This is a genomic window from Nonomuraea rosea, assembly GCF_039539705.1.
GTDB classification, from domain to species: Bacteria; Actinomycetota; Actinomycetes; order Streptosporangiales; family Streptosporangiaceae; genus Nonomuraea; species Nonomuraea rosea.
Window position 1 is genome coordinate 190382 of record NZ_BAABDQ010000017.1, and the last position, 23904, is coordinate 214285.

Annotated in this window: 19 protein-coding genes and 2 pseudogenes; 13 read left to right on the plus strand and 8 right to left on the minus strand. The window is 71.0% G+C overall.

What is annotated here, in order from left to right; genetic code table 11:
* Nucleotides 1-19: 19 nt before the first annotated feature.
* Nucleotides 20-2011: a thioredoxin domain-containing protein gene (locus ABEA43_RS34215; protein ID WP_345568419.1), complete on the plus strand. Its 1992-nt coding sequence runs from the start codon at nucleotides 20-22 to the stop codon at nucleotides 2009-2011.
* Here the strand turns inward: ABEA43_RS34215 and ABEA43_RS34220 are convergent.
* Together ABEA43_RS34220 and ABEA43_RS34225 are read right to left on the minus strand one after the other, a co-directional pair.
* Nucleotides 2008-4047 carry a transglycosylase domain-containing protein gene (locus ABEA43_RS34220; RefSeq protein ID WP_345568420.1) on the minus strand — a complete coding sequence of 680 codons (2040 nt, stop codon included), beginning with the start codon at nucleotides 4045-4047 and terminating at the stop codon, nucleotides 2008-2010. The genes ABEA43_RS34215 and ABEA43_RS34220 overlap by 4 nt on opposite strands.
* A 215-nt stretch (nucleotides 4048-4262) precedes the next feature.
* Nucleotides 4263-4742: an Lrp/AsnC family transcriptional regulator gene (locus tag ABEA43_RS34225; RefSeq protein WP_345568421.1), complete on the minus strand. Its 480-nt coding sequence runs from the start codon at nucleotides 4740-4742 to the stop codon at nucleotides 4263-4265.
* A 130-nt stretch (nucleotides 4743-4872) separates the two neighbouring features.
* Between ABEA43_RS34225 and hppD the strand changes: the two genes are divergently transcribed.
* The 5 genes from hppD to ABEA43_RS34250 all read left to right on the plus strand — a co-directional run bounded on the left by hppD (nucleotide 4873) and on the right by ABEA43_RS34250 (nucleotide 9184).
* Nucleotides 4873-5955 carry a 4-hydroxyphenylpyruvate dioxygenase gene (gene hppD / locus ABEA43_RS34230; protein WP_345568423.1) on the plus strand — a complete coding sequence of 361 codons (1083 nt, stop codon included), beginning with the start codon at nucleotides 4873-4875 and terminating at the stop codon, nucleotides 5953-5955.
* Between the two features lie 34 nt (nucleotides 5956-5989).
* Nucleotides 5990-6433, plus strand: coding sequence for an RDD family protein (locus ABEA43_RS34235; protein WP_345568425.1), 444 nt, complete (start codon nucleotides 5990-5992; stop codon nucleotides 6431-6433).
* Nucleotides 6434-6479: 46 nt separating this feature from the next.
* Nucleotides 6480-7892, plus strand: coding sequence for a M1 family metallopeptidase (locus ABEA43_RS34240; protein WP_345568426.1), 1413 nt, complete (start codon nucleotides 6480-6482; stop codon nucleotides 7890-7892).
* 72 nt (nucleotides 7893-7964) lie between these two features.
* Complete coding sequence (locus ABEA43_RS34245; RefSeq protein WP_345568428.1) at nucleotides 7965-8510, plus strand: RNA polymerase sigma factor; 546 nt, start codon at nucleotides 7965-7967, stop codon at nucleotides 8508-8510.
* Nucleotides 8507-9184 carry a hypothetical protein gene (locus tag ABEA43_RS34250; RefSeq protein ID WP_345568430.1) on the plus strand — a complete coding sequence of 226 codons (678 nt, stop codon included), beginning with the start codon at nucleotides 8507-8509 and terminating at the stop codon, nucleotides 9182-9184. Before ABEA43_RS34245 ends, ABEA43_RS34250 begins: the two co-directional genes overlap by 4 nt.
* Nucleotides 9185-9372: 188 nt before the next feature.
* Here the strand turns inward: ABEA43_RS34250 and ABEA43_RS34255 are convergent.
* Both ABEA43_RS34255 and ABEA43_RS34265 read right to left on the minus strand, forming a co-directional pair.
* Nucleotides 9373-10424: pseudogene (locus tag ABEA43_RS34255) on the minus strand (ROK family protein).
* A gap of 58 nt (nucleotides 10425-10482) precedes the next feature.
* The gene (locus ABEA43_RS34265; RefSeq protein WP_345568513.1) at nucleotides 10483-11658 is read right to left on the minus strand and encodes an FIST signal transduction protein; all 1176 of its coding nucleotides are present in this window, start codon (nucleotides 11656-11658) and stop codon (nucleotides 10483-10485) included.
* Nucleotides 11659-11829: 171 nt separating this feature from the next.
* Between ABEA43_RS34265 and ABEA43_RS34270 the strand changes: the two genes are divergently transcribed.
* The 4 genes from ABEA43_RS34270 to ABEA43_RS34285 all read left to right on the plus strand — a co-directional run bounded on the left by ABEA43_RS34270 (nucleotide 11830) and on the right by ABEA43_RS34285 (nucleotide 16633).
* Complete coding sequence (locus tag ABEA43_RS34270) at nucleotides 11830-13221, plus strand: sigma 54-interacting transcriptional regulator (protein WP_345568434.1); 1392 nt, start codon at nucleotides 11830-11832, stop codon at nucleotides 13219-13221.
* Between the two features lie 61 nt (nucleotides 13222-13282).
* On the plus strand, nucleotides 13283-14053 hold the full coding sequence (locus tag ABEA43_RS34275) for a hypothetical protein (protein WP_345568436.1): 771 nt from the start codon (nucleotides 13283-13285) through the stop codon (nucleotides 14051-14053).
* 62 nt (nucleotides 14054-14115) lie between these two features.
* Nucleotides 14116-16110, plus strand: coding sequence for a vWA domain-containing protein (locus tag ABEA43_RS34280; RefSeq protein WP_345568514.1), 1995 nt, complete (start codon nucleotides 14116-14118; stop codon nucleotides 16108-16110).
* Nucleotides 16111-16165: 55 nt separating this feature from the next.
* Complete coding sequence (locus ABEA43_RS34285) at nucleotides 16166-16633, plus strand: GNAT family N-acetyltransferase (RefSeq protein ID WP_345568437.1); 468 nt, start codon at nucleotides 16166-16168, stop codon at nucleotides 16631-16633.
* Between the two features lie 20 nt (nucleotides 16634-16653).
* Here the strand turns inward: ABEA43_RS34285 and ABEA43_RS34290 are convergent, their stop codons facing one another.
* Nucleotides 16654-17076: a DUF6292 family protein gene (locus tag ABEA43_RS34290; protein ID WP_345568439.1), complete on the minus strand. Its 423-nt coding sequence runs from the start codon at nucleotides 17074-17076 to the stop codon at nucleotides 16654-16656.
* A 139-nt stretch (nucleotides 17077-17215) separates the two neighbouring features.
* Here ABEA43_RS34290 and ABEA43_RS34295 point away from each other — a divergent pair, with 139 nt between their 5' ends.
* The gene (locus ABEA43_RS34295; RefSeq protein WP_345568441.1) at nucleotides 17216-17341 is read left to right on the plus strand and encodes a hypothetical protein; all 126 of its coding nucleotides are present in this window, start codon (nucleotides 17216-17218) and stop codon (nucleotides 17339-17341) included.
* Between the two features lie 10 nt (nucleotides 17342-17351).
* Nucleotides 17352-17786 carry a hypothetical protein gene (locus ABEA43_RS34300; RefSeq protein WP_345568442.1) on the plus strand — a complete coding sequence of 145 codons (435 nt, stop codon included), beginning with the start codon at nucleotides 17352-17354 and terminating at the stop codon, nucleotides 17784-17786.
* Nucleotides 17787-17799: 13 nt separating this feature from the next.
* Here ABEA43_RS34300 and ABEA43_RS34305 read toward each other — a convergent pair whose 3' ends face one another.
* Together ABEA43_RS34305 and ABEA43_RS34310 are read right to left on the minus strand one after the other, a co-directional pair.
* On the minus strand, nucleotides 17800-18939 hold the full coding sequence (locus ABEA43_RS34305; RefSeq protein WP_345568444.1) for a cystathionine gamma-synthase: 1140 nt from the start codon (nucleotides 18937-18939) through the stop codon (nucleotides 17800-17802).
* Between the two features lie 137 nt (nucleotides 18940-19076).
* Nucleotides 19077-19271, minus strand: a complete 195-nt coding sequence (locus tag ABEA43_RS34310; RefSeq protein WP_345568446.1) for a hypothetical protein — start codon at nucleotides 19269-19271, stop codon at nucleotides 19077-19079.
* Between the two features lie 589 nt (nucleotides 19272-19860).
* Here ABEA43_RS34310 and ABEA43_RS68260 point away from each other — a divergent pair.
* A pseudogene (locus ABEA43_RS68260) lies at nucleotides 19861-20487 on the plus strand (sensor histidine kinase); the annotation flags it as partial.
* Here the strand turns inward: ABEA43_RS68260 and ABEA43_RS68265 are convergent.
* A complete protein-coding gene (locus ABEA43_RS68265; protein ID WP_425570398.1) occupies nucleotides 20410-23847 on the minus strand; it encodes an ATP-binding protein in 3438 nt (1145 codons plus the stop codon). The pseudogene ABEA43_RS68260 and the gene ABEA43_RS68265 sit on opposite strands and share 78 nt — an antisense overlap.
* Nucleotides 23848-23904: the final 57 nt, after the last annotated feature.

The following is a 23904-nucleotide window of genomic DNA, read 5'->3' on the forward strand; positions in this document are numbered from 1 at the left end:
GTGAACGGAGGAGGTCCTGATGAACCGCTTGAAAGATGCCACGAGCCCCTACCTGCTGCAGCACGCGGCCAATCCGGTGGACTGGCACCCGTGGGGCGACGAGGCGTTCGCGGAGGCCCGTCGCCGTGACGTGCCCCTGCTGATCAGCGTGGGCTATTCGGCATGCCACTGGTGTCATGTCATGGCCCATGAGAGCTTCGAGGACGCCGAGACGGCCCGGCTGATGAACGAGCACTTCGTCAACGTGAAGGTGGACCGCGAGGAGCGGCCCGACGTGGACGCCGTCTACATGAGCGCCACGCAGGCCATGACGCAGCAGGGCGGCTGGCCCATGACGGTGTTCGCGACGCCCGACGGGCATCCGTTCTACTGCGGCACCTACTTCCCGCGCCCGCACTTCCAGCGCCTGCTCACCGAGGTCGGCCGCGTGTGGGCGAGCGAGAAGGACTCCGTGCTCCAGCAGGGGGCGAAGGTGGTGGAGGCGCTCAACGCGAACACCACGCTGCCCGGCGGTGCCGTGCCCGGCGAGGAGACGCTCGCGGTGGCCGTACAGAGTCTCAGGGACTCCTTCGACGCGCGCAGCGGCGGGTTCGGCGGGGCGCCCAAGTTCCCGCCGTCCATGGTGCTGGAGTTCCTGCTGCGCTCCGGCGAGCGCGAGATGAGCGGGGGCACGCTGGCGGCGATGGCCCGCGGCGGGCTGTACGACCAGCTCGGCGGCGGGTTCGCCCGCTACAGCGTGGACGCGCAGTGGGTCGTGCCGCACTTCGAGAAGATGCTCTACGACAACGCCCTGCTGCTGCGGGTCTACACGCACTGGTGGAAGGCGGGCGGCGGCGACCTGGCGCGGCGGGTCGCGCTGGAGACGGCCGATTGGCTGCTGCGTGAGCTGCGCACGCCCGAGGGCGGGTTCGCCTCCGCGCTCGACGCCGACAGCGAGGGCGTGGAGGGCAAGTTCTACGTCTGGACGCCCGAGGAGCTGAGCGAGGTGCTCGGCGAGGACGACGGGCGGTGGGCGGCCAGCTTGTTCGAGGTGACGGGGACGTTCGAGCACGGCACGTCCGTGCTGCAGCTCCCGCGCGACCCCGGCGACCCCGAGCGCTACGCCGCCGTCCGGGAGCGCCTGCTGGCCGCCAGGGAGCTGCGGGTCCGTCCAGGGCGCGACGACAAGGTCGTGGCCTCGTGGACCGGCCTGGCCATCGCGGCGCTGGCGGAGACCGGCGTGGTGTTCGAGCGGCCCGATCTCGTGACCGCCGCCACCGAGGCCGCCGAGCTGCTCGCGAGCACCCACGTGGTGGACGGCAGGCTGCTGCGCACCTCGCGCGACGGCCGGGCGGGCACGAACGCCGGAGTCCTTGAGGACTACGCGAACGTGGCGGAAGGGCTCATCTCCCTGTACGGCGTCACCGGCGAGGCCAGGTGGCTCAGGCTGGCGGGCACGCTGCTGGACACCGTGCTCGACAGGTTCGCCGACGGAACGGGCGGCTTCTACGACACGGCGGACGACGCCGAGCGGCTCTTCCAGCGGCCCCAGGACCCCACGGACAACGCCACCCCCTCGGGCCAGTACGCGGCCGCGGGCGCGCTGCTGTCCTACGGTGCGCTGACCGGCTCCGCCCGGCACCGTGAGGCCGCCCAGGCGGCTCTGGGGAGCGTGTCCGTGCTGGCGACGGGCCACGCCAGGTTCGCGGGCTGGGGGCTGGCCGTGGCGCGGGCTGCGCTGGACGGGCCGGTCGAGGTGGCCGTCGTGGGCCCCGCCGGCGATCCGCGCACGGCCGCGCTGCACCGGCAGGCGCTGCTCGCCGACGTGCCCGGCCTGGTGGTCGCGCTCGGGTCCGGCGATGCCGACGACCGGGGCTCGGGAGATCCGCTCGTGCCCAGAGACGTCTATCCCGCGCTCTTGGAAGGCCGCGGGACGGTCGGCGAGGCGCCCGCGGCGTACGTGTGCAGGGGATTCACCTGCCGGATGCCCGTGACCACCGTCGAGGAGCTGCGGGCCGAGCTGGCGCGTTAACCGGTGGGCGAGCGGCCGGCCCCGTCGCCGCCTCTGCCGGTGCCCCTGCCCGTATCACTGTCGGACTCCGTCGAGGGCTGGTCGGGGAGCTCGGTGGCCGACGGGTCGGTCGTCTCGGGCTGGTCGTCACCCCCGTCGACGTCCGGCTCGCCGGTGGCGGGCGGGCCGCTGGACGTGGGGTCGGGCTCGGGGGTGGTCGAGCCGTCCGGGTTCGCCGGGGGCGTGTACTCCTGGTCCGGCACGTCCCTGTCCTGGTCGGGCACCGAGTAGTCGGAGGTGTAGCCGTAGTCGGACGGCTCGGGGAACTCCTCGACCGGCTCGCCCGCCATGGCCTCGGTCATGAACGCCCGCCAGATCTGCGCGGGCAGCTGGCCGCCGAACTGCGTGCCGTACCCGGGGATCTTGACCGTGGCGTTGTCGTCGCGGAACATGTCGACCGCCACCGCGAGCTGCGGCGTGAACCCGTTGAACCACACCGACGCCGAGTCGTCCGTGGTGCCCGTCTTGCCGGCCACCGGGCGGTCGTAGAGCCTGGCGGCGGTGCCGGTGCCGTACTTGACGACCTGCTGCATCGCGTACGTGGTGTCCGCGGCGGCCTGCTCGCTGATCGCCTTGGTCGCGACCGGCTTGACGACCGCCTTCTTGCCCTGGCCGTCGGTGACCGACTTGACCACGTGGGCCTCCATGTGGACGCCCTTGTTGGCGAACGTGGAGAAGCCCGAGGCGTTCTGGACGGCGCTGACGGAGGCCACGCCGAGCGGGAAGGAGGCGGCGCTCTCGTGCTGCTGGAGCTGGCCCTCGGGGATGCCGGCCGCCTCGGCGGTCTTGGCGACCTTGTCCAGCCCGACCTTCTGGCCGAGGTCCACGAACGCGGTGTTGACGGAGTTCTGGGTAGCGCTCACCAGGTTGATCTCGCCGTAGGAGCGCCCGCTGTCGTTCGGGATCGGCTCGGCCGCCGACGCCACACGCAGCGGTGAGTTGCCGTCGACCCTGGTGGACAGGTCGAAGCCGTTGTTCAGGGCCGCCGCCAGCGTGTACGGCTTGAACGTCGATCCGGCCATGACCTTGGCCGAGAACGCGCTGTCGTAATAGGCCGACTGCGAGGGACGGCCCCCGTAGAAGGCGATCACCTCGCCGCTGGCCGGATCGACGGCCGCCAGCCCGGTGCGCACCTTCTTGGGCGTGGCGTCCGGCAGGACGTCGTTGACCGCCTGCTCGGCCGCCGCCATGAGCTTCTTGTCGAACGTGGTGACGATCCGCAGCCCGCCGCCGTTGATGTCCTCGTCGGTGTAGCCGCGCCGGTTGAGCTCGGCGGTCACCTGTTCGAGCATGTACTGGGCCTGGCCCTTGAGCTCGAACGGCTTCTTGGGGGCCTTGAGCGTGGGGAAGCGCTCGGCCGCCGTCTGCTCGGCCGTCAGCGCGCCGGTCTGCCGCATGGCCTCGATCACCGACCGCCAGCGCACCTGGGCCGCCGCCAGATCGGTGCCCTTCGGGTCGGCGAACCGGCTGGGCTGCTGGATCACCGCCGCGAGGTAGGCTCCCTCGGCGACGCTCAGCTCCGCCACGTCCTTGCCGAAGTAGGCGCGGGCGGCCGACTGGACGCCGTTGGCGCCGCGGCCGAAGTAGATCGTGTTGAGGTACTGCTCCAGCACCCAGTCCTTCGACTTGGACTGGTCGACCTTCATCGAGATGAGGATCTCTTTGAACTTGCGGGTGATGGAGCGTTCCTGGCTGAGGCCGCTGTAGTAGTTGCGCACGAGCTGCTGGGTGATGGTCGAGCCGCCCTGGAGCTGCTGCCCGCTGAGGGTGGACCAGACGGCCCGCGCGGTGCCCTTGAGCGAGACGCCGCCGTCCTCGTAGAAGGAGCGGTTCTCGGCCGCGATGACGGCGGCGCGTACGTGCTCGGGCACCTTTGCCAATTCGACGTTCTTGCGGTCGATCCCCTGCCGGGCGAGCACCGTCTTGCCGTCGCGGTAATAGATCACCGAGCCTTGCGCGGTGGCCTGCTTCTGCGTCGTGTCGGGAATAGGAGTCATGGCCCATGCGATGGCGAAAAGCCCGACCAGCACGAGGATTCCGGCACCAAATGAAATCAGTAGAAGCCGGATAATCCGCCGTTTTCCCATCCCGTTTCCACCACCGATCCGCACCCTCGACCCCCTCGTCAAGCGTCGCCCAACCCCCGCAAGCTGGGCGAATGCCAAGAGTAAACGATCGACAACGGTGCTTCGTCCCTCTGCCGATAGTACGGCTACCGCGCGCCCCGACGCGGAACATCGGCGACCAAAGGCAGCACTCGGTAGGGAACCGGAGTGTCAAGGGCGATGATCGAATTAGTCCTGAGTACGCCCTGAACCTCCACGATCTCATCGATTACCCGCTGCAAATCGGCATTGTTCCTGGCGACCACGCGGCAGAGAAGATCGCTGTCGCCGGTGATCGTATGGACCTCCAGAACCTCGGGAATGCGGGCCAGCCGATCCGCCACCGGATCGTGCCCGGCGACCTGCCTGATCTCCATGCTGACGAACGCCGTGACGTCGTAGCCGAGCGCCTCCGGCGACACGTCGGGACCGAACCCGGTGATCACTCCCCTGGCGGTCAGGCGGTCCAGCCTGGCCTGGACCGTGCCACGGGCCACGCCGAGCCGGCGCGAGCACTCCAGCACGCCCAGCCGGGGCTCGGCCGTCAGGAGGGCGATGAGTCTGGCGTCAAGGTCATCGATCGTCATGCTGTACACATCTACCGGACATTTCGCTGTGGCACTAGGCAGGTTGTGCACTCTATGAAGTAACCCTTGCGCAACTCGTCCAGTAAATTCGAGAGTTGGCAGTATGAATGATGTCTTTCCGGTTAATGGCATGGACGCCGTGGTGTTCGCCGTGGGCAACGCCAAGCAGGCCGCCCACTACTACTCGACCGCGTTCGGCATGAAGCTCGTGGCCTATCGCGGGCCGGAGAACGGCAGCCGCGACGAGAGCGCGTACGTGCTGACCTCGGGTGGTGCCACGTTCGAGTTCAGGTCGTCGATCAGGCCCGGCACGCCGATGGCGCGGCACGTCGCGGAGCACGGTGACGGGGTGGTCGACCTGGCGATCCAGGTGCCGGACGTGGAGGCGGGGTACGCCCACGCGGTCGCTCATGGGGCCACGGGGCTGGCGGAGCCGTACACGCTGGAGGACGAGCACGGCAAGGTGGTGCTCGCGGCCATCGCCGCCTATGGCCAGACGCGGCACACGCTGGTCGACAGGTCCAACTACGGCGGCCCCTACCTGCCCGGGTACGCGCCCGCGCAGCCGCTGGTGGCGCCGCCCGCGACCAGGACCGGGCGGCTGTTCCAGGCCGTCGACCACTGCGTCGGCAACGTCGAGCTGGGCAAGATGGACGAGTGGGTGGAGTTCTACCGCCAGGTCATGGGCTTCACGAACATGGCCGAGTTCGTCGGCGACGACATCGCCACCGAATACTCGGCGCTCATGTCCAAGGTCGTCGCGGACGGGACGCGCAAGGTCAAGTTCCCGCTCAACGAGCCGGCCGTGAGCCGCAAGAAGTCGCAGATCGACGAATATCTCGACTTCTACGGCGGTCCCGGCGTGCAGCACATCGCGCTCGCCACCAACGACATCCTCACCACGGTCGACCACATGCGGGCGGCCGGCGTGCAGTTCCTGGACACGCCCGACTCCTACTACGAGGACCCCGAGCTGCGCGCGCGCATCGGCGAGGTGCGGGCGCCGATCGAGGAGCTGAAGAGCCGCAAGATCCTGGTGGACCGCGACGAGGACGGCTACCTGCTGCAGATCTTCACCCAGCCGGTGCAGGACAGGCCCACGGTCTTCTTCGAGCTGATCGAGCGGCACGGCTCGCTCGGATTCGGCAAGGGCAACTTCAAGGCGCTGTTCGAGGCGATCGAGCGCGAGCAGGAACGCAGGGGCAACCTTTAGTTTGTCCCGACTTAGTGGTGGTCATCACGACATCATGGGACTGCCGCCACCAGGGCTGGCGGGGCGCTGGCGGCGGCTGTTCGCCGGCGTCCTCGACTGGCTGATCGTCAACATCGTCTCCGCGCCTTTCAGCTGGACGAGCTGGGAGTACGCCTGGGACGGCAACAAGGGCGTCTGGGACCGCTTCCCGGTGGAGCACACCTTCCTGGCCGGGCTCGTGGCTTTTCTCTACTTCTGGTTGCTGCACGCCTTCTGGAACGGCCAGACTCTGGGCAAGAAACTGTTCGGCATGCGCGTGGTGCAGGACAGCGGCGGAAGGATAGGCGTAGGTCAGGCCGCCGTCCGGCAGGCCGTGGCGAGCGCGCTCGAATGGCTGTGCTGCGTCGGCCTCCTGCTGGATCTCGGCTGGATCCTCTTCGACCCCCGCAAACAGGCCCTTCACGACAAGGCCGCCAGGACGGTCGTCGTCAATGCCTGACTCAGCGTAAGATTTTGGTCACGATTTGAAGGGGGCTCGCTCGCCTATGCGTTCCAACAGGCGCGGGATGGCATTGCTGGCGGCGCTGATCAGCGTCCTGGCCTGCGCACCCGCCGACGAGCCCCCGCCGGCCGGTCAGGCGGAGTCCGCCAACGGCTACACCGCGGGCGCGCCCGGCATCGGCGACCCCGACTTCCCCGCCGACGGCAACGGCGGCTACGACGTCGCCCACTACGGCCTGGTCGTCGACTACGCCCCCACGACCAAGCGGCTCGAAGGGGTGACCACGATCCAGGCCGCCGCCACTCAAAACCTGTCGAGCTTCAACCTCGACCTGTCGGGGCTCGACGTGCGCGGGATCACCGTGGACGACGCGCCGGCCACGTTCACCCGCAAGGGCGACGAGCTGACCGTGACGCCCCCGGAGCCGGTCGACAAGAACGCCGGGTTCACCGTCAAGGTCACCTACTCCGGCGTGCCCAAACCGGCCAAGGACAGCTCCAACCTGGGCACGTACGGCTTCATCTCGACCGCCGACGGCGCGTTCGTGACCTCCGAGCCCAACGGCTCCAAGACCTGGTTCCCCAACAACGACCACCCCGCCGACAAGGCCACGTTCGACTTCGCGATCACCGTGCCCGCCGGGGTCACCGCCGTGGCCAACGGCGAGCTCACCGGACAGCCTGTGACCGCGGGCGGCAAGACCACCTACCGGTGGAGCGAGCGCCACCCGATGGCCTCCTACCTGGCCACGGCCACGCTCGGCAAGTTCGACCTGCGCCAGGGCAAGACCCCCGGCGGCATCCCGAACTTCGCCGCCACCGACCCCAAGTTCAAGACCTCGCTCGACAAGCTCTACACCGTCTCCGGCGAGGTCACCGACTATTGGGGCACGGTCTTCGGCCCCTACCCGTTCTCCTCGACCGGCGGCGTGGTCGACGACTATTCGGCCGGCTACGCGCTGGAGAACCAGACCAAGCCCATCTACGGCGGCTTCGAGCCCGACGAGAGCATCATCGCGCACGAGCTGGCCCACCAGTGGTTCGGCGACAGCCTGACCATCAGCCGGTGGAAGGACCTCTGGCTCAACGAGGGATTCGCCACCTACGCCGAGTGGCTGTGGTCGGAGCACAAGGGCAAGCAGACCGCCGAGGCCATCTTCAACGACTACCACAAGCGCCCGGCCACCGACCCGATGTGGTCCTACCCGCCGGGCCGGGCCAAGCCCGACGACCTGTTCAACCAGTCGGTCTACACCCGCGGCGGCATGACCCTGCACGCCCTGCGCAAGGCCGTGGGCGACCAGACGTTCTTCCAGCTCCTGAAGGCGTGGACGGCGGGCCACCGCTATGGTCACGTCACCACGGAGAGCTTCATCGACCTCGCGGAGCAGATGTCCGGCAAGGACCTCGGCCCGCTCTTCGACGCCTGGCTCTACCAGCCGCGCCGTCCCGCCTGAGCCGCCAGGAAACGCTTTTCGTCGCTCGGCCCAAGTAGGGGTGTAAGGCGAACGACGAAGGGAGCGAGGCCTGTGCGCCTCAACGAGGACCCCGCGGCCTTTGAGGCCTTCTATCGCCGCCATGTCGATGCCGTCATGCGTTTCGTGGTCCGGCGGGTGAGCGACCCTCACCTCGCCGCCGACCTGACGGCGGACATCTTCCTGGCGGTCCTGGACTCGGCGCACACCTACGTGCCCGGCCGGGGCAGCGAGATCGCGTGGCTGTACGGCGTGGCGCGCAACGTCGTGTCGGCCCAGTATCGGCAGGCGGCCCGGGAGGCGCGGGCGGCCGGCCGCGTCGCGGGGCGGCGGCTGATGGAGGACGACGATCTCGTCAGGATGGAGGAGCGGATCGACGCCGAGCGCGGCGGGCGCGGCGCTCTGGAGGCCATGGCCGGGCTTCCGGAGGGCGAGCGCGCCGTGCTGGAGCTGGTCGCGATCGATCAGCTCTCCGTGGCGGAAGCCGCCACGGCCCTGGGCATCAGGCACGTCACCGCACGGGTCAGGCTGCACCGGGCCAGACGCACCCTCTCGGACATCGCTTCGCCATCGGCTGTGTACGCGGAAGGACAGGCATGAGCACCTTCGAAGAACGCCTTCTCAGTGCACTCAAGGAAGAGCTCACGATGAGGACGGCGGACGATCACATGACGATTTCGACGACGGAACGGCGCGGCTCCAGGCGGCGCATCGCAGGGCTGTCCGCCGCGGTGGCGGGGGTCGCGGCGGCCACTACGGCGGTGGTGCTGATGACCGGCGTGACCAGCAGCCCGGCGTTCGCGGTGACCAAGGGCGCCGACGGGGTGGTCAGCGTGCGGATCAGCGAGTTCAGCGACCCCGAGGGGCTGGCCGCCGAGCTGGCCGGCGCCGGGGTCAAGGCGGTCGTCGACTACCTGCCCGAGGGCCAGACCTGCAAGGGGCCGCGTGGTGAGCGCGGCAGCCAGACCGGGGAGTTCGCGGGGAGCGTCGGGCAGTCGGGCGACGGGATCGCGTTCAAGATCGAGAAGGGTCAGGTGCCTGCGGGTGAGACGCTCGTCCTGGCGGTCTCGCTGAGCAAGGACGGCGCCGACAAGCCGCCGTTCGGGATGGCGCTGCAGGTGGTCAAGGGCGCTGTCGCGGACTGCGAGCCGGTCGCGATGCCGGGGCCGGGCGTCGGCCCCGACGGTGCGACCAACTCCACGGAGGACGGCTCGGGCCTGCGGTCCAAGACGGACGACGGGCAGGGGCCGAGCCTGGACCAGAAGACCGAGTAACCCTCCGCTGGGCCGGCCTGTGACGATCACGGGCCCGCCCCCCACAGGCCCGGCGGCCCTCCCGAGCAGACGGGGCCGCCGGGCCTTTCTCCCTGCCTCGCCCGTGCCAAGCGCCCTTTACCCTGATCCCCTCAGCGCCCTTGTCCCGCTGCTCTCAGCGCCCTTGGGAGGCCCGCGGGCTGGGCGTGTCAGGTGTGTGCGGCGGGTGCGTCCCAGTAGCGCTCTCCTGCCAGGAGCAGCGCGGCCGCGCCGACCAGTCCGGCCTCCTGCCCCAGGGCGGCGGGCCTGACCGTGACGCGGCGGGCGAACTCCATCCTGGCGTGCTCCCGCAGGGCCTCCTCCAGCGGGCCGAACAAGGGCTCGCCCGCCTGCGACAGCCCGCCGCCGATCGTGACCAGCTCCAGGTCGCACAGGTGGGTGGCCGAGGCGATGGCGATGCCGAGCGCCCGCCCCGCCCTGCGCATCGCGCGCAGCGCGACGGGGTCGCCGGCCCGCGCGTCCGCCGCCAGCCCCCGTGCCGTGACCTCCCGATCCTCCCGGAACGCATCCTTCCGGTACGCATCCTCCCGGTACGCGTCTCCCCGGAATGTGCCCTCCCGGTACGCATCCCCTCGGAACGTGCCCTTCCGGTACGCGTCCTCACGGAACACGCCCTCCCGGAACGTGCCCTCCGGAGGCCCTTTCGCGCTCGGGATCCAGCCCTGCGCCAGTGCCCAGGCGGTCAGCGCTGGGCCGCGCGCGACCGCCTCCAGGCAGCCACGGCCGCCGCAGCCGCAGCGCGGCCCGTCCTCCGGCTCCACCACCACGTGCCCGATGTGCCCCGCGTTGCCGGTCCCGCCGTGGACCAGGCGCCCGTTCAGGATCAGCCCGCCGCCCACACCCGTGGACACCACCATGCCCAGCATGGCGGCGCTCCCCCGGCCGGCGCCCTTCCAGTGCTCGGCCACGGCCAGGCAGACGGCGTCGTTGTGGAGGCGTACCGATAACCCGGGAAGCGCCCGGCCAGGCGCGCGCGCAGGGGGAAGCCGCGCCAGCCGGGGATGTTCAGCGGCGAGACCTCGCCGGCGGGCCAGGTCATGGGCCCGCCGCAGCCCACGCCCACGCCCTCCGCGCCGCCGGACAGCGGCTCGATGAGGTCCGCCAGCGTTGCCCACAGAGCGGCGGCATCGGCGTCGCGCGGCGTGGCGGCCAGCCGGGAGGCCGCCACCGTGCCGTCACGTGCGACCAGGCCGGCGGCCATCTTCGTGCCGCCGACGTCGATCGCGAGGATCACGAGCGATCCACCGTGCCAGGCAGGATCACGGGCCGCCCGCGGCGCTGGAGAACACCAGGACGGACGCCGTGAAACCGTGCACGTGGTTGTGGCCCGCCACGGGACCGACCTCGCCGGCCGCGAAGAACCCCGCCACGCCGATCGGCCCCAGCGTGTCGCGCAGGGCGACCGGGTCGTGGTCGGCGGTGCCGAACATGGCCGAGCCCCGCCCGTTGCAGGAGAACAGCAGCGCGCCGTCCACCTTGCCGAGCTCCTCCCGGTGGGCGTCGAGCAGGTCGTACAGGTCCTCGTCCGCGGTGGCCGCGTCGCGCACCTGGAAGCGCACGGTCCTGCCGATCTCCACGATGTCCCCGATGGCGACGGCCTCGCGTTCGGGGTCGATGCCGATCACTCCCCTGATGAGGAAGTCGCCGCGTTCGTGGCGCTCGGCGTACTCGTCCATGGCCAGGCCGATCTGCAGCCCGGACGCGACCAGCTCGCGGTCGTCCTCGTCCAGCTCGCTGACGATGTCCTCCAGCCTGGCCAGCGCCGGCTGGCCGGCCAGCTCCAGCAGCAGGTTCTCCTCCGACGCCGTGACGACCATGCTGGGACCGATCGGGCGGCAGCCCTGGCTGACCACGGTGCTGACCCGCACCGGGCCGCTGAGCAGGACGCCGATCGCGCCCTCGGTGTAGATCTCGCCGTCGGCGAAGAGCCGTACGGACCCCCGTCCTTGCAGCCCGTTGGCCAGCCCGCCGACCAGCGGCAGGTCGCCGAGCACATCGACCGAGCGCTCGACGAAGGCGTCGGTCGGGAACGTGTACGGATCGGCCAGCAGGATCGCCACGTGGTCGTCCCCGTTGCGCTCGGGCAGCCCGACCACCACGAACCTGTCCTCCGCCGTCAGCGTCTCCAGCGCGAACGTCGTCAGCCGCGCCCCCTCCAGAGTCGCCGCCCACGCGCTCACCGCGGGCGTCAGCTCAACCCCCTGTCCATCACCGATAACCCCGGTGGCGCTGCATCCGATCACGTGCGCCTCGGGTGCGAGCTTCATCGCGGCCTGGCCGGCCCGTGCGACGTCCTCGGGGTCGTCGCCGCAGATGAAGAAGCAGACCAGGTCGGCTTGGCCGCTGAGCCTCGACAGTGCCTGACCGACGGCTGTCTCCGCGGCCTCCACCAGGTCGGAACCCACGGCGAGGCCGTCGGCGAAGCGGCTTGTCATCAAGGCCACGCGTCTCGCCTCCCTCGACATGTCCAAGTTCCCTAGGCCCGATTCTCCCCACTAAAAGGACAAGCACGCACACGAACCGTCACGCAATAGTCAAGATCCGAAATCTCCGCCAGATGCGAAACTCTCTGCCGCATTCCTCGCGGGGGACGTAGTCTCGATCCCGTGCATCAGCCACGTAATCTCCGGGAGTTGCGAGAGAGCGGCCACGTTCATCGCACCGTCAAAGCCGAGGTCCGGGAAAACCTGCTGGCCAAGCTGCGGGCGGGTGAGCCCCGCTTCCCAGGCATCGTGGGCTTCGACGACTCCGTTCTGCCGCATCTGGAGCGGGCCCTTCTGGCCGGGCATGACCTCGTTCTCCTGGGCGAGCGCGGCCAGGGCAAGACCCGGCTCATCCGCACCGTCACCGGCCTGCTCGACGAATGGACGCCGATCGTCGAGGGCTGCGAGATCAACGACCATCCGTACGCGCCGGTCTGCACGCGCTGCCTGGCGCTGGCCCGCGAGCAGGGTGACGAGCTGCCCGTCGCGTGGAAGCACCGCGACGAGCGCTACGGCGAGAAGCTCGCCACGCCCGACACCTCCGTGGGCGACCTGATCGGCGACGTCGACCCGATCAAGATCGCGGAGGGGCGCACGCTGGGCGACCCCGAAACGGTCCACTACGGCCTGGTCCCGCGCACCAACCGCGGTGTCTTCTCCGTCAACGAGCTGCCCGACCTGGCCGAGCGCATCCAGGTCTCGCTGCTCAACGTCCTGGAGGAGCGCGACATCCAGGTCCGCGGCTACAACCTGCGCCTGCCGCTCGACATCCTGCTCATCGCCAGCGCCAACCCCGAGGACTACACCAACAGGGGCCGGATCATCACGCCGCTGAAAGACCGGTTCGGCGCCGAGATCCGCACCCACTACCCGCTCACGGTCGAGGACGAGCTCACGCTCATCCGCCAGGAGTCCATGCCGGACATCGGGGCCGACATCCCCGAGCACCTGCTCGAAGTGATCGCCAGGTTCACCCGGCTCGTCCGCGAGTCCACCGCCGTGGACGCCCGTTCCGGCGTGTCGGCGCGCTTCTCGATCGCCGCGGCCGAGACCGCGTCGGCCTCCGCGGTGCGCAGGGCGGCCATCACGGGCGAGGAGCAGGCCGTCGCGCGCGTGGTCGACCTGGCCAGCGTGGTCCACAGCCTGCGGGGCAAGGTGGAGTTCGAGGTCAGCGAGGAGGGCAGGGAGACCGAGATCCTGGCCCATCTGCTGCGCAGGGCGACGGCGGAGACGTTCAGGAGCCGGTTGGGCGGGATGGATCTGTCGCCGGTGACCGACAAGTTCGCCGAGGGGAACCAGGTGGAGTCCGGCGAGCTGATCCCCGCAGGGGAGCTGCTGCACCGGATCGGCCCCGTCACGGGCCTGGCCAAGGTGATGTCGCGGCTCGGCATGGGCGCGGGCGAGGAGTCTCCGGGGCACGCCGCGGCGGCGCTGGAGTTCGCGCTCGAAGGGCTTTACCTGATGCGGCGGCTGTCCAAGGAAGACCTTGACGGCGTAACCGTTTATCGCACGTGAACATCCTGGCGGTCTCCCGCGTCATAGTGGTAGCTGATCACGCTGTCGGGGGAGACCGCTCATGCTTGTCCGTGCCACTGCCGCCGCCACTGGTGCCGTCACTGTCGCCGCCGCTCTCGCCGTGGGCGGCCTCGCCGTAGCCGCCGCGCCCGTGTCCGCCGCCAAGGTCGTGTACGGGTACGCCTGGGCCGACGGCGCGGGCCATCTGCGGATCGTGCCGAAATCGTCGGCCCGGGTCACCAGGCGGGGCCACGTCTTCTACAAGCTCGCGTCCCTGGCGGGAGCCAGGGAAGTGCGGCTCGACTACCGAGGCGCGGCCTACCGCCGGGTCACCGTGGACTGCGCGCTGAAGGAGACCGAGGGCCAGGTCGCGGCCGATGCCAAGGGCCTGGGACGGACACCGTGCGAGCCGGCCGACCTGACCGACTCCCTGGGGCGCGGGGTCGTTCCCGCGCGCGTCGAGTACCGGGGCGGGGCGGCGGTCAAGGTCAGCGAGCTCCTGGTGGCCGACTGGCCGGACCCGCGCTCGGCTCGCGGCACGATCAAGCGGATCAACGACACGACCGTGCTGTTCGTCACCGGCGGCAAGAAGATCAAGCTGGGCTATACGTACAGCACGAGCTTCCACCGCACCACGGCGCGGTGCCAGGACGGGTGGCTGGCGGGCAAGCCGGTCAACGCGGACAAGGACGGGCTCGGCAAGAAGCACTGCGTCTGGACCGACCTCACCAAGGCGCTCAGGGCGACGCGGCACCCGGTGCTGGTGAAGGTGGACTACACGCCGGGGGTCGACGCCCTGAACGAGGTGTGGGAAGTCTTCGGGGACGCGTAAGACACCCGCGGGACGCCTTCCGGGACGCATAAACGGACGGATCGGGTTAGCGTGGGTTCGTGATGGCCTTCCGCTATGGCGAGTACCACGACGGCCCCGACCCCCTTGCCCCGCCCTATGACGTCCGGGCGGCTCTCGACGAGATGGGCGACGCGATCCTCTCGGGCTCGACGCCGGTGCATGCCCTGCGCGACCTGCTCAAGCGCGGCCTGCCCGGCACGCAGGACCGGCGCGGCCTCGACGACATGCTGAGAGAGGTCCGCCGCCGTCGCCGCGACCTCCGCGAGCGCGGGCGGCTGGACGGCACGCTGGAGAAGGCGCGGGCGCTGCTGGACAAGGCGATCGGGCAGGAGCGGGCCGAGCTATTCCCCGACCCGTCCGACGACGCGCGGCTGAGGGAGTCCGAGCTCGACGGGCTGCCCGAGGACACGGCCAGCGCGATCCAGGAGCTGAGCACCTACGAGTGGCGCTCTGAGGCAGCCCGCCGGACGTTCCAGGAGCTGCGCGACCTGCTCCGGCGCGAGGTCCTGGACAGCCAGTTCAGGGGCCTGCGGGACGCGCTGGCGAACCCCGACCCCGAGGCCATGGAACGCGTCCGCCAGATGATGTCGGATCTGAACGACATGCTGGACAAGGACACCCGCGGCGAGCACACCCAAGAAGACTTTGACGCCTTTATGGCGAAATATGGGGATCTGTTTCCCGAGAAGCCCCGCAACCTCGACGAGCTCGTCGACATCCTGGCCCGCCGCGCCGCCGCCACCCAGCGCATGCTGGCCTCGATGACGCCGCGCCAGCGCGAGGAGCTGAACAACCTCATCAACCAGACCCTCGACCAGGCCGGGCTCTCCGACCAGATGCGCCGGCTCGGCGAGTCCCTCTACTCCCGCCGCCCCGACCTGGCCTGGAACGCCCCCGAGCGCCTGACCGGCGAGGAGCCCCTGGCGATGGGCGACGCGGTCACCGCGCTGGAGGAGCTGGCCGACCTCACGCAGCTCGAAACCGCCCTGCGCCAGGACTACCCGGGCGCGCGGCTCGACGACATCGACGAAGCCTCCGTACGCCGTGCGCTCGGCCGCTCGGCGGTCGACGACCTGGAGGCGCTCAAGCGGATCGAACGCGAGCTGGAGGAGCAGGGCTACCTCCTGCGCCGCCGCGGCAAGCTGGAGCTGACCCCCAAGGCGGTCCGCCGGTTGGGCGAGACGGCGCTGCGGCGCGTGTTCTCCTCGCTCGACGCGGGCCGGCGCGGCGACCACGACCAGCGCGACGCGGGCTCGGCGGGCGAGCTCACGGGCTCCTCACGACCGTGGCGCTTCGGTGACGAGCAGCCGATCGACGTGGTCCGTACCCTGGTCAACGGCGTGCGCAGCGGCGGGATCAGCCCGGCGGGCACCCTCCAGGCCGACCGGGAGTCCGGTGCGCGGGGCCGGGTCGGGGTGCGGCTCTCGGTGGACGACTTCGAAGTGGCCGAGACCGAGCGGCGCAGCGCGGCGGCCGTCTGCCTGCTGGTGGACTTGTCGTACTCGATGGCGCTGCGCGGCACGTGGGCCGCCGCCAAGCAGACCGCGCTGGCGCTGCAGGCCCTGGTCGCGTCCAAGTTCCCGCAGGACGCGGTGCAGATCATCGGCTTCTCCAACTACGCCAGGGTCCTGCAGCCGGACGAGCTGGCGGGCCTCGACTGGGACATGGTCCAGGGCACGAACCTGCACCACGCGCTCCTCATCGCCGGCCGCCACCTCGACCGCCACCCCGACTTCGAGCCGGTGGTGCTCGTGGTCACGGACGGCGAGCCGACCGCGCACCTCATGCGCAACGGCCGGTCGGCGTTCGAGTGGCCGCCGTCGCACGAGACGCTGGAGCTCACCCTGGCCGAGGTGGACAAGATGACCAGGCGCCGGGCGACGATCAACATCTTCATGCTGGCGGCGGACGACCGGCTGAAGGAGTTCGTGGACGAGGTGGCCCGCAGGAACGGCGGCCGCGTCTTCTCCCCCAGCGCGGAACGCCTGGGCGAGTACGTGGTCAGCGACTTCCTGCGCCTGCGCCGCGCCCGCTGACGGCACCCCCGGCACCGCCGAAACTTGTCGGTGCCGGGTGGCAGACTCACTCGGCATGAGCGAGGACGTGCGGTTGCGTGACGTGGTGGAGGCCGACCTGGAGGTGTTCCTGGCGCAGGAGCACGATCCGGAGGCGGTCAGGAGATCGCGGTTCCCGGCGCGGGAGCGGGAGGCGTTCATCCGCCACTGGACCACGAAGATCCTCGGCGACCCGGCCGTCCACGTGCAGGCGGTCCTCGTCGAGGGGGAGCTGGCCGGCAATCTCGTGGCCTGGTGGGAGGGCGAGCAGCGCTTCATCGGCTACTGGTTCGGCCGGGAGTTCTGGGGGCGCGGCATCGGCACCCAGGCCATGACGCTCTTCCTGCGCAAGGAGCAGGCCAGGCCGCTGCACGCCGACCCCTTCCATGCGAACACCGCCTCGGTCCGGCTCCTGGAGAAACACGGCTTCCAGCGCAAGGGGACGATCAAGCATGGCGAGGACGAGCACATCCTGCTCATCCTCGACACCCCGCCGACGGAGTAACGCCCGGCCCTGGAGAGGCCTCAGGCGTCGATCAGGCGCGAGTAGAAGTCGAGGGCGACGTCGAAGCCGTCGCGGCAGTTGCGGTGGGAGCGGTAGCAGGGCCGCCAGGCGGAGCTGGCTCCGATCCCGGCCCTGGCGTCGGTCAGCGCCGGGGGCACCCGCTCGGGCTTGGGCAGCAGCCCGTGCCCGAGATAGCGGACCCCGTCGAGCTCGGTGTGCGCGCCGCGACCGCCCGAGACGAAGCTGCCCAGGCGCCAGCCGCTCTCCTCGTCCCACACGAGCGCGCTCCCGTCCGCCAGCTTGAGCGTGGCGTCACGCGGATCGCAAGGGCCTTCCCACCAGTCCGCGACCTCGGATCCGAGCATGTCGATGACCCGCTGCAGATAGCTGACCGGCTGCTGCAGCCACTCATCGGTGTACGGCTCGACGTGCCTGATGGCCACGGACGGCACCTCCTTGTGCCCAAAGGGTAAGGGAAAAGCGACGGTGCCCAACCATACCCGCAGCGAACTTATTCCGTTGCACAAGCGTCTAGTCATTACGGACGATATTTACGTCCTACACGGGGAAGGAGGGGTTCCCATGATTGCCATGGTTCTCCTCATCGTCCTGATGGCCGTCGCGGTGGCGGCCACAGAGCTGTGCATGCGTTGCGCCGAAACGAGCAAAGAGAGTGTCGAGTCCCCCAGCGAGATCACTGCCGACTAGTCTCTCCGGCATGTCGTCCCTGTTTCTCTGGCTGCACATCGGATTCGCGATCTTCACGATCGGACCGGTCACCGCTGCGACGATGGCCGCGCCGCGCGCCATCCGTACCAAGAACGTGCCCGCACTGCAGAACATCCAGCGTATGACCAAGGTCTACAGCATCGGGACGCTGGGGGTGCTGGTGTTCGGGCTGGCGCTCGGCGCGGTGCTGGGCAACGGACTGCTCGGCAAGTGGTACATGACGGCCTCGATGACCCTGTTCATCGTGGCCGCCGTGCTTCTCGTGATCATTGACCGCGACCTGCGCACCGCCGTCCGGGTGCTCTCCAGCGAGGGCACGGACGACGACGCGAAGGTCCAGAACGGCCGGATCGCCGCGATCAGCGGGCTGCTCACCGTGATCTGGCTGGTGATCCTCTTCCTGATGGTGGTCCCGGGCTCGTGAGCCCTTCGGGGTCCTAGCCGAGCGCCTGCGTGAGGTCGGCGAGCAGGTCGTCGATCGTCTCGATGCCGACCGACAGCCGCACCAGGTCGTCCGGCACCTGCAGCGGCGAGCCCGCCGCCGAGGCGTGCGTCATCCTGCCCGGGTGCTCGATGAGCGACTCGACACCGCCCAGCGACTCCCCCAGCGTGAACAGCTTGGCCCTGTTGCACACCGCCACGGCCTCGGCCTCGCCGCCCCCGACGCGGAACGACACCATGCCCCCGAACCGCTTCATCTGCTTGGCCGCCACCTCGTGCCCCGGGTGTTCTGACAGCCCCGGGTAGAGCACCTCCCGCACGCGCGGGTGCGCGAGCAGCAGGTCCACGACCCGCTCGGCGTTGTCGCAGTGGCGGTCCATGCGCACGCCCAGGGTCTTGAGCCCGCGCAGCGTCAGCCAGGCGTCGAACGGCCCGGCCACCGCGCCGATCGCGTTCTGGTGGTAGGCGAGCTCCTCGCCGAGCGCTCTGTCGCCCGCGATCAGCGCCCCGCCGACCACGTCCGAGTGCCCGCCCACGTATTTGGTGGTCGAGTGCACGACGACGTCCGCGCCGAGGGAGAGCGGCTGCTGCAGGTAGGGGGACGCGAACGTGTTGTCGACCACCAGCAGCGCACCGTTGTCGTGGGCGAGCTGGCCCAGCGCGGCGATGTCGGCGATGCCGAGCAGCGGGTTGGTGGGCGTCTCGACCCAGACCACCTTGGTCTTCTGCGTCATGGCCGCGGCCACGGCGTCGAGGTCGTGCAGCGGGACCGGGTCGTAGTGCAGGTCCCAGCGCTCGTTCACCTTGGCGAACAGGCGGTAGGTGCCGCCGTAGGCGTCGTTCGGGATGATGACGTGGTCCTGCGGCTTGCACACCGCGCGCAGGAGAGTGTCCTCGGCGGCCAGCCCCGAGGCGAACGCCAGCCCGCGCGCGCCGCCCTCCACCGCGGCCAGCGCCTCTTCGAGCGCGGTTCTGGTGGGGTTGGCCGAGCGGCTGTACTCATATCCGGAACGCAGCCCGCCCACGCCGTCCTGCTTGTACGTCGACGTCGCGTAGATCGGCGGCACGACCGCACCCGTCAGCGGGTCGGGCTCCTGACCTGCGTGGATGGCCAGAGTCTCAAAACCGTTGCTCATACAGGCCACGTTAACGGAAGACGGCCCGCGATCCGGTCCCCACCGGATCACGGGCCGCCGACGGGCGCCGTCCCCCAACGACCCCCGTAAGGCTCACGCGCCCTGCACGCGCGAGCCCAGCCAATGAAGCTCAGTCCTCAAGCCGCCTGGGACTCGTGGCCGGCAGTGTCCGAGCGGGGCGAGAGGCGTACGACGTCCGCCTTGACGAACCTGCCGCTGCTCCCCTCCGCGTCCTCCCCGTTGATGCGGGAGAGCAGCACGGGGTCGGCGAGCGCGAGCAGCACTCCCACGACCAGCCCCACACCCAGCAGCGCGAACCCGATGGCCATCATTTTCCGGTCCCCTTCCGACATGTCCCAGCATCCGTCACGCGGGCCCGCCGCCGCCTCCGCTGAACGACTGGTCTCCCGCGAACCGTCTCGGCCGAACGGTGGATACGACTTGTCCGACTTCCGGCTTAGGCTCGGGACCGTGCGGGAGTCCAAGCGCGTCGTCTACTGGATCCGCCGGCTGAGCGAGATCGCGATGGTCGGCTGGCTGGGCCTGTGCTTGATGATCGACTTCGGGGTCGCCCTCTCCATCGGGGGATTCCAGTGGCTCGTGCCCTTTTGCGGCGCAGGGGGCATCGCGGCCGTGCTGCTGCGGCGCAAGCACCGGATCGAGAGCTTCAGCGTCATGCTGGCCCTGTCGTTCGGGATCTCGCTGGTCGTCGGCGGCACCGGGTTCGAGGGTGCGCCCGGCATGGCGGAGACCGGCTCGCTGCTCGTCCTGCTCATCGGCGTGCTGCGGCACGTGGAGCCGGTACGCCGGGCGGCGGCGCTCGCGTGCGCGGGCCTGATCGTGCTCATGTCGGAGTCCATCGGGCGCGACTACCAGAACTCGGGGCTGGCGTTCTCGTTCCTGCTGTTCGCGGGCTGGTCCATGGCCGCGGGCGCCGGCGGCTACCTGCGCTTCCAGCAGGAGCGCAGGACGGAGGCGGTGCACTCGGTACGGCGGGCCGAACGGCTGGAGCTGGCCAGGGAGCTGCACGACCTGGTCGCCCACTACATCACGGGCATCGTGGTCCAGGCCCAGGCGGCGCGGACGGTCGCGGAGACCAAGCCGGACGCGGTCGCGCCCGCGCTCGACGCGATCGCCGCGGCCGGGTCCGAGGCGCTGACCTCGATGCGGCGCATGGTCACGGTGTTGCGCACCGAGGACGACGCCGCCCGCAAGCCCGGCACCACGCTGGCCGACCTGCGGATGCTGACCGAGAGGTTCTCCGCCGACGGGCCGAAGGTGGCGTTCGAGATCGGGCAGGGGCTGGACGACCGGACCCTGGCGCCCGAGGTGATGACCACGCTGCACCGGGTGCTGCAGGAGTCGCTGACGAACGTGCGCAAGCACGCCTCCCGCACCGCCTGGGTGGAGGCCGACCTGCGCCGCCACGAGCGGTCGGTGCACCTGCGGGTGCGCAACTTCGGGGCGAGCTCAGATCCGCGGGTCTCCCGGCTGGGTGGCGGGTTCGGGCTGGTCGGGATGGCCGAGCGGGTGGAGGCGCTGGGCGGCAGGCTCTACGCGGGCCCGTCCCCCGAGGGCGCCTGGGAAGTGGTCGCCGAGTTCCCGCTGTCCTGAGCGGATGGCGCGCTCGAACGCCTCGTCGCCCAGCGCGGCGCGCAACCTGAGCGTGATGCGGTCCACGTCGATCCGCTCCGCGGAAGGCAGCGGCGCCCCGACGGCCTCCCTGACGGCACCGGCCGCGCCGATCAACTCAGCGGCCCGCACGGCCTGATCGCCCAACAGGCCGACCCGCACAGCTTGATCACCCGACGGAAGCGACCATTCATCCTGTACGCCCTGATCGCTCGGCGGGAGCGACAGGGCGCCGGCCAGCCCTTCGAGCGACAGCGCGATCGCGCGGGGGTCGCCGGTCGCCTGTGCGGCCTCGTACCCCTCACGCTGCCTGGCCAGCGCCGTGTCCGCAGCGCCGCGCTGCTCGGCCACGAACCCCAGCTCGGCCATGATGAACGCGATCCCGGGCGTCCCCCGCACCTGCCGCAGCCAGTCCAGGACCGGCAGCAGGTACGTCTCCGCCTCCGCAAGGCGGCCCCGCCGGCGGGCGCTCATGGCCAGGCCGAGCACGGCGTTCTCCTCGGCGGGCTTGTACGACTGCTCGACCGCCAGCCGCCTGGCCCGCTCGTGATAGTCGTCGGCCCGCTCGTAGTCGCCCGCCAGCAACGCGATCCGCCCCAGCCCGGCCAGCTTGAACGACACCTCGAAACCCAGCTCCTCCGCCAGCCGCAACGCCTCCTCGCGCAGGCGGGCGGCCTTCGGGTGGTCGCCACGGATCTCGGCCGCCCGGTCGAGCACGTCCATGGCCTCGATCTGACCCCATTCGTCCCCCAGCTCCCTGAACAGCGCCAGGCCGCGCTCCCCGTCGCGCTCCATCGCCGCCAGGTCGCCACGGCCGACGGCGAGCTTGGCGCGCAGGCACAGGGCCGCCGCGACGCCCCACCGGTCGCCCAGCTCCTCGAACGCCGCCAGCGCCCGGCCCGCCGCCGCCTCGTGCGCCCGCCGGTCGCCGTAGGCCCAGCGGACATGGCTCAGGAACCAGTCGGCCAGTGCGACACCGGCCCGATCGAGGCCGGCATGCCGCACGGGCGGCGCCGGCTCCCCGATCAGCAACTCGACCCCCGCCAGCCAAACCGACGCCAACGCCGCGCCTTCCTCCCGCGAGCCACTGCCTGCCGAAGCCGCCACCCCTTGTCCAAGCGGGTCATGGCCTGCCGGAGCCGCCATCCCCACCCCGCCTGCCGGAGCCGCCGCGCCCTCCCCAAGCGGGCCACGGCCTCCCAGGGCCGTCGCGGACGCCTCATGCCGGTCGTGGCCCGCCAGGGCGGCCGTGAGCCATCTGCGGGCCTCACGGAGCCTGCCGCGCAGCACCCAGTACCACGCGAGGGCGTTGACCAGGCGCAGCGCGTACGGTCCCGCGAGGGCGAGCCGCAGGTTGGCGCTCTCGGCGTCGAGCCGGGCGAGCCACTCCCGCTGCCCCGCCCCCTTGAGGTCGGCGCGTTCAGCCACGCCGGTGTAGTGGCGCGCGTGCCGCTCCCTGATCCGCGCCTCCTCGCCCGCTTCGCGCAACCGCTCCACGCAGTACGCCGCCACGGACTCCAGCAGCCGATAGCGCGGCCCGTCCGCGACCACGACCAGCGACCGGTCCACCAGCCTGGCCAGCGTGTCGGCCACGTCCACGCCCGGCTCGGCGCAGACCTCCTCCGCCGCCTCCAGCGTGCAGCCGTCGGCGTGCACCGCCAGCCGCCGCAGGACCACCCGCTCGTCGCCGGTCAGCAGCTCCCAGCTCCAGTCGATCACCGCCCTGAGCGTGCGCTGCCTGGCGGGCGCGTCCCGCATGCCGGCGCTGAGCAGCCTGAACCGGTCGTCCAGGCGGTCCGCGAGCTCCCGCACCCCGAACGCTCGTACACGCGTGGCGGCCAGCTCCAGGGCCAGCGGGAGGCCGTCCAGCCGCCGGCAGATGGTGGCCACGGACTCGTCGGGCGGGACGTTCGCGCGCAAGGTGAACAGCCGGACGGCCGCGGGCTCGGGCAGCGGCGGCACCACCCGGACGCGCTCGCCCGTCACTCCCAGCGGCTCCCTGCTGGTGGCCAGCACGCGCAGACCCGGCGCGGCCCGCAACAGCGCGGCGACCAGCTCGGCCGCCTGGTCCACCAGGTGCTCGCAGTTGTCGAGCACCAGCAGCAGCCGCTTGGCCGCCAGCGCGCGACCCAGCCGGGCCACCAGCGGAGCGGCGGCGTCGTCCCGCAACCCCAGCACGGCCGCGACCGCCTCCGCCACATCCTCCGCCCCCGCCAGCTCCACCAGCCGCACCTCGCCGGCCAGAGCGGGCGTCCCCTGCGACACCGGCTCACGCTCCGCGGCCGGGGCGGGCGTCCCCTGCGCCGCCAGCACACGCTCCGCGGGCAGAACGGACGTTCCGTGCGACGTCGGCTCGCGGGCGGCGGCCTGGGCGGGCGTTCCCTGCGGCGCCAGCTCGCGGGCGGCGGCCAGGGCGAGGGTGGTCTTGCCGACGCCGCCAGGCCCGGTCAGCGTCACCAGGCGGGACGCGGCCAGCGCCGCCCGTACCTCCGCCAGCTCCCCCTCCCGCCCGATCAGGTCGGTCAGCGGCGCAGGCAGGTGCGTGGCAGGCGCCACCGCGGGAGCGGCCAGCCCGGCGTCCTGGCGCAGGATGGCCTGGTGCAGCCCGGCCAGCTCGGGAGCGGGATCCAGCCCCAGCTCCGCCCCCAGCCGCCCCCGCAGCGCCCCGTAGGCGGCCAGGGCCTCGGTCTGGCGCCCGGCCCGGTAGAGCGCCTTCATGTGGGCCGCGACCAGCCGTTCGCGCAACGGGTGCGACGACACCAGGTCCGAGAGGTCCACGTGCTCGCCCAGCTCAAGGCGTACCTCTGCCTGCTCTTCCAGCGCCGTGAGCCGCAGCTCGTCCAGGCGCGTGGCCGCGGCGCGGGCGAAGCCGGCGTCGGCGAAATCGGCGTACGCGGGCCCGCGCCACAACGCGAGCGCCTGGTCGAGCTCGCCCGCCCGCACGCGCGGGTCGGCGGAGCGGCGTCCGACGAGAGCGCGGAAGCGGGCGGCGTCGGAGTCGTGGGCGGCCAGCCGGTAGCCGGACGGGCCGTGCACGATCATCGCGGGGTCACCGAGCGAGCGGCGCAGCTGGGACACGCGGGCCTGGAGGGTGCCGGACGGGTTGCGGGTCGGCCGCGCGCCCCACACGTCGTCGATCAGCCGGTCCGCCGAGACCGGGCCGCCGTCGTGCGCCAGCAGGTCGGCCAGGAGCGCGCGCACCTTCGACTCGGCCACCCGTACGGGCAGCCCGTCGTCAGACCAGACCTCCAGCGGCCCCAGCACCCCGAAACGCACCACACCATCATCCAACCCGTAGCGAGCCGGAAGGATTTCCGTAGCGGCGTGCCCGAG